The 13,756-nt window shown below is 45.1% G+C and carries 6 protein-coding genes and 1 pseudogene; 3 read left to right on the top strand and 4 right to left on the bottom strand.

The features are described 5' to 3' along the window. Positions 1-17 precede the first annotated feature (17 nt). The 3 genes from rfaE1 (at position 18) to IKN49_05140 (ending at position 3,400) form a co-directional block, all read left to right on the top strand. On the top strand, positions 18-1,007 hold the full coding sequence (gene rfaE1, locus IKN49_05150; GenBank protein ID MBR3632423.1) for a D-glycero-beta-D-manno-heptose-7-phosphate kinase: 990 nt from the start codon (positions 18-20) through the stop codon (positions 1,005-1,007). Further along, the gene (kdsB, locus tag IKN49_05145) at positions 1,004-1,741 is read left to right on the top strand and encodes a 3-deoxy-manno-octulosonate cytidylyltransferase (GenBank protein MBR3632422.1); all 738 of its coding nucleotides are present in this window, start codon (positions 1,004-1,006) and stop codon (positions 1,739-1,741) included. Before rfaE1 ends, kdsB begins: the two co-directional genes overlap by 4 nt. Positions 1,742-1,810: 69 nt before the next feature. Beyond that, positions 1,811-3,400 (top strand): CTP synthase, encoded by a 1,590-nt coding sequence (locus tag IKN49_05140; protein ID MBR3632421.1) that lies wholly within the window; start codon positions 1,811-1,813, stop codon positions 3,398-3,400. Between the two features lie 45 nt (positions 3,401-3,445). Here the strand turns inward: IKN49_05140 and IKN49_05135 are convergent, their stop codons facing one another. The 4 genes and pseudogenes from IKN49_05135 to IKN49_05120 form a co-directional block, all read right to left on the bottom strand. Continuing rightward, complete coding sequence (locus tag IKN49_05135) at positions 3,446-3,955, bottom strand: pilin (protein ID MBR3632420.1); 510 nt, start codon at positions 3,953-3,955, stop codon at positions 3,446-3,448. Between the two features lie 251 nt (positions 3,956-4,206). Further along, positions 4,207-6,330: a penicillin-binding protein 1C gene (pbpC, locus tag IKN49_05130; GenBank protein ID MBR3632419.1), complete on the bottom strand. Its 2,124-nt coding sequence runs from the start codon at positions 6,328-6,330 to the stop codon at positions 4,207-4,209. Beyond that, positions 6,330-12,017 (bottom strand): Ig-like domain-containing protein, encoded by a 5,688-nt coding sequence (locus tag IKN49_05125; protein ID MBR3632418.1) that lies wholly within the window; start codon positions 12,015-12,017, stop codon positions 6,330-6,332. The genes pbpC and IKN49_05125 overlap by 1 nt, the downstream gene beginning before the upstream one ends. A gap of 1,645 nt (positions 12,018-13,662) precedes the next feature. Then, a pseudogene (locus IKN49_05120) lies at positions 13,663-13,749 on the bottom strand (prepilin-type N-terminal cleavage/methylation domain-containing protein). Positions 13,750-13,756 lie beyond the last annotated feature (7 nt).

Raw genomic sequence — 13,756 nt, 5'->3', positions numbered from 1 at the left:
GATTACAAGAGGACCTCATGAAAACCGTAACAACCAAAAGACTCAAAGAAATTTTACGCGCTTTTAAAGGCAAAGAAATGATCGTGGTCGGCGATGTGATGCTAGATCACTTTATCAAGGGCTCTGTCTCTCGCATATCACCGGAAGCTCCGGTGCCTGTGGTGGCAGTAAACAAGGAATTTTTTGTAGCCGGCGGAGCGGGTAACGTAGCCGTCAATTTGGCGGCTTTAGGTGCCAAGCCTACCTTGATATCTGTCGTCGGTCGGGATGCCGGCGGTGAAATTTTGAAAGAATTTTTGCGCAAACAACAAGTTAACATTCAGGGGATTGCAGAAGATTATGACCGCCCTACCACGCAAAAAATCCGTGTTATGGCAGAGCAACAACAAATCGTCCGCTATGACCGCGAAAGTAAACACACTATTTCTCCGGCAGTAAGCGTGGAATGTATGCAGAATTTTAATCACGCACTTAAAACGGCCAAAGGGGTTATTTTATCCGACTACGGTAAAGGAATGCTCAGCGACAGCAATATCAAAACTTTGGTAGACGCCTGCCGCAAACGCAAAATCCCCGTATGTGTGGATCCTAAGTTGGATAATTTCAAAAAATACAAAAATATTACTTGTATGACCCCCAACACGAAAGAAGCTTGGGAAGGAGCCGGTTTATCCCCCCAAAGCGGCGAAGAAGCCATCGAAAAATTGGGTCAGAAAATTTTGAAAATGTTACAGGCTGATTCTATTTTAATTACCCGTAGTGCAGACGGTATGAGTTTGTTTGAAAAAGGAAAAGCCAAACCCACCACCGTAAAAGCCACCGCACAGGAAGTATATGATGTAACAGGTGCGGGTGACACGGTAATTTCTGTTTTCACTTTAGCCTTAGCCTGCGGAGCCAAACTGCATGAAGCCGCCGTACTGTCCAACTATGCAGCCGGCATTGTGGTGAGCAAATCTGGCACGGCTACCGCCACCGTACAAGAGATCGAAAAGGTACTACCATGAAAGATGTTTTGATTGTCATTCCTGCGCGGTATGGTTCTTCGCGCTTGCCGGGTAAAATGTTGAAACTTTTAGCCGGTAAACCCGTTGTCATGCATGTGTACGAAGCCTGTAAAAAAGCAAACGTTGGCGAAGTGCTGATTGCCACAGAAAGTCAACTCGTAGTGGATGCTTTGGCCAAATTTGGCGCTCATGCCGTACTGACCAGCGATACCTGCCAGAGCGGAACAGACCGCATTTATGAGGCTGCTAAAGATCGTCCGGAGCAAATCATTATTAATGTACAGGGAGATGAGCCTTTTATTGCTCCCTCTACCATCCAAAAAATTGCTGCTCTCTTGCAAGCAGAGCCCGATTGTGACATTGCTTCCGCCGTGATTGCCACCTTAGATGACAAGAAAATTGACAATCCTAACTGTGTCAAAGCCGTGCTCAATAAAGACGGAAAAGCTTTGTATTTTTCACGCTCTCGTGTTCCCTACAAACGAGAAATTACGGACGCCAACAAAAACATTCCTTATTGGCAACATTGCGGTATCTATGGGTATCAACGTAAAGCGTTGGAACGCTTTGTACAGTTACCGCAGAGCCCGCTGGAAAAACTGGAAAAACTGGAACAGTTACGCGCTTTGGAAGATGGCATGACCTTAAAGTGCGTAGTTATTGAAGGTACCGGCCCGGCCATCGATACAGAGCAAGATTTATTGGCCGCCGAAGCGTATCTAAAACTTTCTTAAAGCGAGAACTCCCGCTTTGGCGGGAGTTCCCTTTTTTGAGCAGATTTTTTATTGATAAAGGAGAATTAAATGAGCAAATTTATTATTATTACCGGCGGGGTAGTTAGTTCTTTGGGAAAAGGAATTTCCGGCGCCAGTATCGGAAGACTATTGCAGTTACACGGCCTAAAAGTAAATATGATTAAGTGCGATCCATATATTAATGTGGACCCGGGCACTATGTCCCCTTATCAACATGGAGAAGTATTTGTGACGGTGGACGGCGCGGAAGCGGATTTGGATTTGGGCCACTATGAACGTTTCTTAGACGTAGAAATGACCAAAGCAAATACCAACACCGCCGGCAGCATTTATCAAACCGTGATTGACAAAGAGCGCCGTGGCGAATACCTGGGAGCTACCGTACAAGTTATTCCTCACATTACGAACGAAATCAAAAAACGTTTTTGCGCGTTTGAAAAAGATTTTGATGTGTCTATCATTGAAATCGGCGGAACGGTAGGCGATATTGAGTCTTTGCCCTTCTTAGAAGCGGCCCGCCAATTAATCCAAGAAAAAGGCCCTGCTAACGTAATTAGTGTGCATGTGACCCTCATTCCTTACATTGCAGTAGCGCAAGAACTCAAGACAAAACCCTCTCAGCACTCCGTCAATAAATTGCGTGAACTGGGTATCCAACCCAGCATGCTGATTTGCCGTACGGAAAAACCGCTTTCTAAAAAACTGAAAGATAAACTTTCTTTATTCTGTAGTTTGCCGGCAGAAAATGTGATTGAATGTACGGATGCGAAATCCATTTACGAAGTACCTAAAAATTTTTATCACCAAAAAGTGGATCAACGCGTACTGTCGCTACTGGGATTAAAGGCTAAAAAATCCGTAGATGAAAAATCATTTGCTTTCTTTGATAAGGCCTTAAATCCGTCCAAAACAGTTAAAATCGCCATCGCCGGAAAATACTCCGAACTGCAAGATGCTTATAAATCTGTCAACGAGGCCTTGCGTCATGCAGGTATGAAATATGACACCAAGGTACAAATTCTCTATATTAATACCGAAAAAGATGATGTCGTGGCTAAACTAAAAGAAGTGGACGGGGTATTAATTCCGGGCGGATTTGGTACGCGCGGAATTGAAGGAAAAATTGAAACCATCCGCTACGCACGGGAAAACAAATTACCCTTCTTGGGCATTTGTGTGGGTATGCAATGCGCCGTGATAGAAACCGCCCGCCACTTATGCGGTATGAAAGATGCTAACTCTACGGAATTTAATCCCAAAACGAAACATCCTGTAGTGGATTTGACACCGCAACAAAAGAAAGTCGTTTATAAAGGCGGCACCATGCGTTTGGGCAATTACACCGCAGACTTGGAAAAAGGTTCTTTAGCGCACAAATTGTACAAAAAAGACCACATTGTAGAACGTCACCGCCACCGCTACGAATTCAATCCCAAGTTCGTCAAAGCATTGCAAAAAGCCGGGCTCTATGTAACCGGATGGCATGCAGGCGTGTTGCCGGAAATTGTGGAGCGTCACGATCACCCGTATTTCATCGCCGGACAATTCCACCCGGAATTTGCCTCTCGCCCGCAGCGTCCGCACCCCTTATTTGACGGACTAGTCAAGGCCAGTTTGAAACATCAAAAAGAAAGATAATATAAAAGTCCTACTCGATTGAGTAGGACTTTTAAAATAATTTATCTACGCACATTCACAGGTTCCAGTATCCTCTATTTGTAAAAGTTTAGAAATATCAAATGTAGGTATTTTCCCTCCTGTATAAGCACCATCATCTACATGGCCCTCAAAATGTCCATCACCATATATACATACACAATACTCCCACTCTCTACTAACAGCAACTGCTTTAACATTATCACTTATCAAAGCAGTATGAGGGCCTGCGTAATACCAAAATTTCTCTGTTGTAGCCCGAGCACCATCCTCCGCTATATCTCCTATATCAATACTTAAATTGTCAAAATTAGCACATCCAATATTATGATTATTTGCAGCTTGTGTCCCTGTTTCTAATTCACATACTTGCACAGCATTAGCAATTGTTTTTAAATTCACAAAAGCTTCCGCAAAGCGCGATTTAACAACCGCTTTTTCATATTGAGGCAGGGCGATGGCCGATAAAATACCAATAATCAAGACTACTACTAACAGCTCAATAAGCGTAAAAGCTCTGTTATTTCTTACAAACATAAACAACCCTCCTTTTTTCCCTGCCGTCACCCCGCAAGATTTCTGTGCGGGGTATAACGCCGTTGCGAAACTACTTATATCCCGCACTACGACACTGCGGGATGACAGTGTGTGTTCTGCGGAATGACAGTGCATTTTCTGCAAAATAACGCACGGCCGAGAATTAATTTTTTAAATGGTATAAAAAAAAAAAAAACGATGTCAAGCCTTTTTTATTTCCCGACGAAAAAACGGCCAAACAAAGAAAAGATTTACAATACCGTAAAAAATGTTTGGGCCGTCTGCCCCGAGCATGTAACCGTTAAGTCAAATTTGCCTTTTTGAAGCGGCCACCAAAATTCAGACTCCGTCTCCGGTAGCGGCTGGTCGTTTAACCGCCACGAACACGGCGCTTGCGCGGAAACCTGTATGTGCAGTTGTTGAGAAGTATCGGGCAAAGATTTATCATACACAAACACATCTCCTCGCACGGGGAAAATAAATTGTAACGGAGCCGGCATACTCTCATGTGTGCCGTCACAAATTTGCGTAGGTATGGTGTCCGTTGTAAAAAGTTCTTCGCGCGTAGCGGCACAATTCTCTCCGGCTAAAAGTCCGCTGTGCGTACAAATACGTGCAGACACTACTCCGTACGGTTTTGCAAACGGACCGGCCGGATAACGCTTAGTTGCATAAACTAAAATATCATGCAAAATGGGAGCCGCCCCCGTCACACCGGATACTTTTTGCATCGAAGATCCGTCAAAGTTTCCCGCCCAAACCGCCACCGTAATACGCGCAGTATAACCGATTGCAAAATTATCTTTATAATCTTTGCTCGTGCCGGTTTTGGCAGCCGCCGGAAAAGGAAATTGTAACGCAGAATTTAAGCCAAAAGCATCCGCCCGCGCGGCATTATCAGCCAAGATATCGGTAATGATATAGCTGATTTCCTCCGGCACTGCACGCACGGAAACAGTATTGCTTTGCAGTCGTGGTTCGCGCGCAAAAACCACTGGTTTTACAAGTCCCCCGCGTGCCAAAGCGCTATAAGCATTAGCCAGTTCTAACAAAGTTACTTCCCCCCCACCTAAGGCAATTCCCAGTCCATAAAATTCTGCCGGATGATTTAATGAAGCAAATCCAAAAGCATGTAACTCTTGCAAAATACGCGCCGCGCCTAACGTCTCTGCCACGCGCACAACAGGCACATTATACGAATTGGCCAATGCACGTCGTACCGATACTCCCCCATGGAATTTACCATCGTAATTACGCGGCCGGAATCCTCCTTCGAAAAAAGTATCTTCATCTTGCAAAATACTAGCCGCCGTAAATCCGTTTTCCAAAGCTAATGCATACACGAACGGTTTCAAGGCAGATCCCGGTTGCCGCTTAGCCAGCACTCCGTCTACTTGTCCGGCATGCTCCACATCCTCAAAATCAGCTGATCCCACATAGGCCAAAACCGCTCCTGTCTGATTATCCAGCACCACAGCGGCGGCATTGGTCACATGTTCCTCTGCCAAGCGATCTACGTGTCTTTGCAAGGTAGTTTCAGCATACTGTTGCAAATCTGCGTCCAAAAAAGTCTGCACCTGTTCTCCGGGTGAAGTTAAGCGTGAAATCAGTCGTGAAAAATGCGGTGCCTGTACCGGACGGGTAGTAGCTTGCAAAGCCAAGGGTTCAGATAAAGCCAAGTGATAGTCCTCTTGCGTAATAAACTGATTTCGATACATAGCTTGCAGTACTCGATTGCGACGGACCAGTGCCCCTTCCGGATTTTTAAGCGGATTTAACCGCGTAGGCGATTGAATCAGTCCGGCAAGCAAGGCACTCTGTGCCACGGATAATTCACTGGCCGGCACACCAAAGTAAAACCGCGCCGCGGCTTCAATACCCTGCGTATGATTACCAAACTCCAGTATATTTAGATATTGCTGCAAGATCTCATCTTTAGAATACTTTCGCTCTAACTGCCACGCATCCCACGCTTCTATCCATTTGTTACGCCAATTCTTAGGCCGAGGATGCAAGGCGCGCACCAATTGCTGGGTAATCGTAGAAGCCCCCGACACAATACCGTGCCATCGTACATTTTGCCAAACTGCGCGCAACACCGCCTTAAAATCAATGCCATGGTGTTTATAAAAACGACGGTCTTCTGCCGCCTGTACGGCTAGCAAAACAAAAGGAGAAATGTCTGATAAAGACACCGGTTCGGAATAAGTTTGGCGATTAGATAAAAAAGTCTGTAACGGATGATTTTGATTATCCAATACTTGCACGGAAGCCGGCACAGATACCGCGCCCGCCTCTACAGACAATACTTCCCCGTTCGTTAGACGGGGAAGTAAAACAAGTCCCATTGCCAAATAAACTGCTAACTTTTTCATTAAGGTTCAATTGTCCATGTTTGCGTAGTGTTACGCCCAAATACCGCCGGATCATACATTTGGCTGGCCCATGCGCTGGGATATTGATAAGTGCCGGCTGTCATCGCCTGTACCAAATAACTGTACTCATTTTCACCGGCGTTCAAATAATCCGCAAAAATAGCAATGCGGTCGTCGTATTTTTCATCCCGTTCAAAACCACCCCAATCCGAATTTTGCAGAGAATCTGCATCGTTGCGGCTTTCGGTGGCTAAGTTGGTATTGACGATCTCAAAACCGGCAGGAATAAAATCCTCCAGCACCACAAAAGAATAGGCCGATGAAGTACTTGTTTTCAAGGTTACTTTATAGCGCTCACCGGCTTGCAAGCGAGTAACAGGATTGCCTTTCAAGTCTGTCAGCTGACGCGTGAGCGTAAAACCGGCCTGAATGGGCGTTGTATATGCCTTAGGCGCATAGGTCTGGGCCAAGGTATAATAAACTCGTCCTGCGCCGGATTTTTGCACCCGTACAGTCGCCTGATCTTGTTTGGCATATACCTGATTAAAGGGCCAAGCAGTCTGCTGTGTTTCGACACTGCGTCCTTCAAAACGAGCGTGAAACACTTCTTTCCCGTCCAGTGAAACAGCCGCCTTAAACTGCGGCTCCTGCGCTTCTTGCAACGTATAGTATGTATGCAAAGCTCTAAATACAGCGGCATTTGCATTGGTATTTTGCCAGTGACCTTGTGCATTAAGCTGTTCTATGAGCCAACGCACGACCTGATACGGTTGTTGCAAATAAGCACCCGCTTTTAATAAAGCATCCAAACTCACAGCAGTTTCTTTCACGGCACTCATATGCAACCACGGCTGATTTTCTCCGCTTGAGAAATGAATGGTCTGAGCTCCGTATTGCGCTTGATTTAGTAATCCTTGTGCCAATGTTTTCTCGATTTCTGCTCCTTTGCCAAGCAATTTAGCCGCTTGCAACAAATAAGCCTGCCCGGCCAAACTCAATCCGTTACGATGGCTATATAACGTATTGAAATGACTTTCCAATTTCTCCCCGTATAAAGCCAATACGTACACGGCATACGCACGTACGGTTTGATTTTCCAAAGACGAGTATGGATAAGCGTGCATCTTGTTACCGTTAAAAATACCTTTCAACCAAGTTTTGGCCTTTTTCAAAGAGTCCGTAGGCACTTTGTAACCTGCTTTTTGGGCGTGATAAGCTGTCTCTAAAGCATAAGCCGTTACATACGGATCGGGCTGTACTTGCGGCCAATAACCCAATCCGCCGGAACTGTGTTGGTAAGAGGGTATTTCATCTAAAATTTCCTGCGTTTTTTTCCGATAGGAAGTGGTGTCGCCCAACTTGAAATCTTTTATCAGATCAGCGCCTTCTATGACCGGCCAAATTTTAGACATTTTCTGCTCTAAACAATCGTACGGATACGTGAGCAAATACAACATGCTTCCCCGTAAATTCAATAGAGCCGTAGAAGCGAGTGAAAGATTTACGGTACTGGGTACTTGCGGATTGACAGAATCCGGTTTCTCTAATTGCTGGGTTTGCGTGTCTTCTGTAGCACTATACAACGCCAGCGTCTGTTGTTTTTCCACGGGGATAACAGAAAATGCATGTTGCACGGCATCTTCTTCTTTCGCTCCTTTAGCAGTAAAGATCACACTTGCCTGCCCCAGTTCCTTAGCCTGACACGGCCACGTTACTTCTTGCGCGGCTCCTTTTTGCACGTGGATTTGTTGCGTCTTTTCTGCCAGTGTTACTGCGCCGGAAGCACGCGCGGTGACCGTAATGATTCCTTTTTCATCTTCATAATTGTAGACGACTGCGCCGCATGAAAACTCATCTGACTGGCGGGCAAAACGCGGCATTTTCGGCGTAATCATCAAAGGCTTTGACACCGTAATGGTAGCTTCTCCGGATCCGAATTCTTTGACGGTAGATGCCACGGCCATCAAACGGAATTTCGTCAAATTATCCGGCAATTTGAATTTCACTTCTGCCTTTCCTTTGTCATTGGTACGCACGGTCGCATTAAAGTAAGGGGTGAACTCAAAATGGCTACGTAAATCCGCGCCGCCTAATTTATTGCCTAACCCACCGCCGCCGCCGCGATTTTCTCCTTTTTCACCGAAATTACGCTGGCCGATTAAAAAGGAACGGTTGTCAGCAGTTAAAACAGTTAACGGCCGCAAGAAATAAAATACTTTCATTAAATTGGGTACTTGATAACCGGTTAGCAAAAGTATTCCGTCATCCACTGCCATAAATGTTACTTCGGCCGGTGTCGGTTTATCTTGCACTCGCGTATTAATTTTGACCCGCACTTCTTCCCCGGGTCGGTACGCAGTTTTAGCGGGAGAAACCGTCGTCGTAATTTCCCGTTCTTCTTGCGAAACAATCAACTGTACATATCCCGTTTTTCCCTGCGGTTTTGCTAAATCTAATCCTTCTTCGTCGTAAGCTGCTTTTTCGGCGCGGCCGCGCACCAACGTCACGCTCACAAATACATTTGGAGTATAACTGGCCTTGATGGGCACCTCGATTGAATCGGCTCCGGCAGAAATTGGAGTGACCCAACTGTCTAATACTCCATTCTGTTCGACGCTCACCAGTGCGGTTGCATTCTCGTACGGACTTTGCACTAAAATACGGGCCGTATCTCCAATTTGGTAAGAATTCTTATCCTGTTTGAGTACGAGGATATCATCATCATTTTGCTTCCAATAGGCCTCGCCTTTTCCATATACCGTCACTTCAAAACCGCCGCGTACGGTGCGCCCTTGACTGTCTTTAGCCGACAGGGTAATCAAATAACTACCGGCTTTGTCAGGCACGAAAGAAAAATCATATCCGTCCATACCAACCGTGAATGTTTGAGAAGGATATTTTTTCGTACGTCGCTGGCTAACCCATTCCAAACGCCCGGCAAGACCGTTTTTACGAATGGATAAATACTCTTCTTTTTCAATCGTGGCTTTGACCTGCACGGGGCCAACACGTTTTCCTTTTTCATTCACCGCAAGCAACTGGGCTTTGACCGGTTCTCCCAGTTCGGTCGACCAGCGTTCCATATAAGCTCCCAAATAGAATTCGGCCGGATACAAAGGGATACTTTTTCTAGCAAATAATTCTTGGCCGGTGGGAGCTTGTACTCCTACCTCTGCATACAGCATTTGCATGCGAGATACTTTAGGCAATGGAACGGAAAAATTAATTTTTCCTTGCTCATCTAACTCTCCCGAAGATTCCACCAACAAGCCATCTTTTGTTTGATCTTCCCGTGACAGGAAATAGGGAACGAAAATATAATCATCATACCCTTTCGGATCAAACCATTCATTCGCTCGGCGTACGGTCCACTTTACTTTTCCGCCGGCTACCGGTGCTCCGAAAAGATATTGGGCAGAGGCAGTAAATTCTGCTTTTTGTCCACCGATATATGACGGCTGCAATTCACGCACATTCACTTCAAAATCTGCTTGCTTGACGGCTTCTACCTGAAAAGAGTAAATGGTATCTTCTTCGCTATTCTCAGGTACTGCATATACTTGCCAGGTACCTGTTGTGGCTTCTTTGGGCAGCACGAAAGACCAGTCAAACGATCCTTTTTGATAGCTGATTGTTTGCTTAAACATCTCGTCTCCGCGAGAATTGTAAATTTTCACCAATACCTTCGAAACTTCCGGTAATTGCCACGCTCCTTTTTTCAACTGACGCGTGAGTCCTTTTAGATAAACGGTCTCTCCCGGACGATATACGCCACGGTCTGTAAAAAGCGCGGTTTTAAGTGTACTACCCTGCGGAGAATAATCATAATTGATGTTAAAACGCCATAATTCCAGTCCGTCATTCCAGTCACTGGCTAGTACCGCGTCTCCTCCCACGCTACTGACAAAAGCATATAAAATCGGTCGGCTCCAACGATTGGCGGCTTTTACATTTAATTCTTTCCACCCGGGAGCCCAAGCTAATCCGTTCGCATCGGTGCTACCGCTCCATACCGTGCGGTTAGAGCTGTCTCTGAGTTCTACGTTCAAATTGCCTTGCGGCTCTCCTGTTTGCAAAGAAGTAACCCACACTAACGTATTTTCTTGGGAAGTTTTAAGAGTGACTCCCAGATCGGTAATATTATCCGTAGCGCCCACCCAGCAGAAACCATCTGCCCGATACGCACTGGGAACCCGCACTTGTGAAAAGATAATGCTCTCATGGGCACTGGGGTGAAAGCGTGATAAATCTAAATAAGTTTTTCGGGTTTTGTCCGCAGAAATATGGAAATCATATTTTCCGTTATACTGCACCGCCGCTTTATCCAGTTCCGCTTGTTTGCAATAAGGAATATCTTTTTGTGCAAACGGAATAAAAGTTTCTTTTCCGTACCGAGCCGCATATACCTCGACCGATTCCTCATTGAGCACATCAATGGGATGACGGGCCGGCAAATAGCTTTCTAATACGCCGGTTCCTCCCTTAAATACGACCGCAGGACAATACCCGTTATTAGTTACTGTAAACGTGCGAGACCGACCCAATTTCTGTCCGTAAATATCTGTCAAATCTTTATCAATCGTAACCGTAACCGGCTGATGAGGTTGCAAACGCAAAAAGGAAAGAGGCATGACAAAGTAACCCGTACCGGCGGGCAATCGCACCGGATGTGAAACCGGTTTTTCTTCTTCCTGCTTTTCCGGCACGTAACGTTGATAGCCTAAGGTCTGGGCTTCTTGTTCTGTAATCTCAGCCAAGGCCGCCTGCGGGGAAATCGTCATATGCTTCATTAAATCTGACAAGCGCACCGGAGAAGTAAAATCTATATGTGCGTCAAATGGCAAACACCCCTCCACATTGGCTCCGGCCACTTGAAGTTTAGGATAGGTATGGAAAACAGAAGTAAAATCTTCTGCTAAACCCAAAGGGCCTTCCGTACCGTGCAAATTTTTAGAAAGGGTAATTGTAACAGGGGTTTGCACCGGTAAATCTTTTTGCACTTCTGCTACAAACACTTGATTGGTATGCGTTAAATAGGAATAATTATCTTCTTTTTCTTTGGCGGTAAGACGACGCAATGTCACGGGCACTTCTGCCACTTGTGAATTAGATGGCAAATTTTCTGACCATACATACGCTTTGATACGCTCCCACCAGCTGGGCTCTTGTGCCGCTAGCGGATGAGTCAAATGAAAGGCTTGTTTAGCTATTTCTAAATCTACCGGCTGAGACATTTTGACATAAATGAGCGGGCGCACATCAATCCATTGTTCGTTGGAGCTGGGAAGTACCTGTTGCACCGACGGGCGAGGGGTCGTAAAAGACCAGCTTTCCTCTTTGGCTAGTTTCTGTTTAGACACGGAAGAAGAAAATCCGGCCGGTAAAGAAACTTTATACTCTGTAGCATTTTTCCAGTTTTCAGCAGGTTCAAATTGTAAGGTTTGAGTGCCTGTGTATCGGCAAGTGCCGGCAACGGCAGGCGTAATAACCAGCGGGCAGTTTCCTTGAGCAAAAGCATTTTTTTCAGACAAGGCCACGACCGGTTGATTAAAGGTAACTTGGATGGCCCGCTTTCCGGCATGAGAAACATCTCCCTTGGGAGAAACAGATACCACTTGCAACGGCTCCGCCCCCGCCAGCGAAAAACAACTAATAAATAAAAGAGAAAAAAATGATTTTTTTAGCATACAAACTCCTTTCTATATAGATAGCTATATTGTACCTTTTTAGGCACGTAAAACTATCTATTTGTTTAACTAGGAAAATATGACGCCATAAAAACAGCCGCCCAAAATAGGACGGCTGGTAAAGATATCATCTATGTAAGCTCTGCACGCACGCATACGGAAAATTTAAATTTTCGTAACTTCTCTGTTACACATTATCATCTAGTAAAAAAGTTTCTGGTGAAGAACTGCATTGATGAGTATAGCCATATCGAGTACGACACCAAGAAGTACAAGTTTTTCCACTCCAAGCTTTACATTCTGCGACACCACCCCAGCTACCCTCTGTTCTTTTTTTGAACACATAAGCGGTACTGTAACTATTACATTGTCCATCTACAATTGCACACGTATATGATAAATAATTACCACTTTCATCATAACCTGAATAATCCGTCCCCGAAGTATAACCACCGGTACATGCACCCTCTCCGTCAGTAGCACAGCTTCGAGTAGATACAGTATGGCCATTTCCATCGTAAGTAGTCTCATTTCCAGAGCCATAATAAAAAGAACTAGAAGCTATCAGATCACCATTTCCGTTGTAAGTATAGGTACCACCGGAATAATATTCCCCGGTACATTGCTTGTTCCCGTCAACAGCAGAGCAGTACCTAAAAGAGGTTACATTACCATTCTCATCAAAAGTATAGTTATCTCCAGAACCGTCTTCACTAAAATCGCTCCTTGTAGCCTCTTGTCCATTAGCATAATAAGTATAGTCACTCCCATAATCATAGCTGCTACATTGCCCATTTTCATCAAACGCACAATGTCGATAAGAGGTTTGGTTGCCATTACCATCGTAAGTAGCATCATACCCATAATCATAACCAGCACACTTACCGTCTGCCCCTATGTTTAAAGAACTTTCACAACTCCGGTAGGAGGTAATATTACCATTGGCATCTGTTTGGCCTGAAATCGGACATACTGTTCCACTTTCGTCACACAACATTCCATCCATACCGTTCTCTGTATAATCAACAACCATGCAGCCTTGTCCTGTTATACAAGCTTTTTCCACAAAACTCCCATCTTCTTGATAAATTGCCTCGCAACTCGGAGTTGCCCCGAAAGCTTGTGCAACCCAAGCACTAATAGCCCCTGTACATTCCTTAATACACGGATAGGATTCACATCCTTCCACACCCGTAGTGCCTGTGTCGGCATGTGCTAAGCTCCACGGAGTACCACTGCCGCCCCCTTCCAGCACATACGTATCATATCCCTCACTTAAGCTCCCGCTGATATAGGAGCCGCCTAATGCTTTACACAACCGCTCTGCCCGGTCACTACCGCTTAACGCTTCACAATGGATTTCTTTGGGATAGTTTAGACTGTTATCTTGGTAAATAATGTAGTTATTCTCTAACCCCTCTTTGGACATTTTCACATATCCATAATCCGTATCTTCACTAATCTCTACTTTTAATCCGTCTCCTATGTTAGCTACCGTACCGCTCGGGTCATTGGGTAACTGTACATCTAAGTATGCCAAATCTTCCGAATAGTGTCCGCCGTTCATGTAAAATGCTTCTTGGGCATTAGCCACACTCTTGGCCATCGGCATCAAAGTAGCGTACCGGCTTTTATCGGTGGCGGTTTGGTACTGCGGCAAAGCAATTGCAGTTAACACACCGATAATTAACACAACTATTAATAATTCAATTAACGTGAAACCTTTTTTCATAGTTTCT

It is taken from the genome of Elusimicrobiaceae bacterium (assembly GCA_017528825.1).
GTDB lineage: Bacteria > Elusimicrobiota > Elusimicrobia > Elusimicrobiales > Elusimicrobiaceae > Avelusimicrobium.
This window is presented reverse-complemented; position numbering and strand designations above follow the sequence as displayed.

Bases quoted from the DNA above. Each gene is read 5' to 3' on its own strand.
- rfaE1 (MBR3632423.1), top strand. From the start codon at position 18: ATGAAAACCGTAACAACCAAAAGACTCAAAGAAATTTTACGCGCTTTT.
- kdsB (MBR3632422.1), top strand. From the start codon at position 1,004: ATGAAAGATGTTTTGATTGTCATTCCTGCGCGGTATGGTTCTTCGCGC.
- IKN49_05140 (MBR3632421.1), top strand. From the start codon at position 1,811: ATGAGCAAATTTATTATTATTACCGGCGGGGTAGTTAGTTCTTTGGGA.
- IKN49_05135 (MBR3632420.1), bottom strand. From the start codon at position 3,955: ATGTTTGTAAGAAATAACAGAGCTTTTACGCTTATTGAGCTGTTAGTA.
- pbpC (MBR3632419.1), bottom strand. From the start codon at position 6,330: ATGAAAAAGTTAGCAGTTTATTTGGCAATGGGACTTGTTTTACTTCCC.
- IKN49_05125 (MBR3632418.1), bottom strand. From the start codon at position 12,017: ATGCTAAAAAAATCATTTTTTTCTCTTTTATTTATTAGTTGTTTTTCG.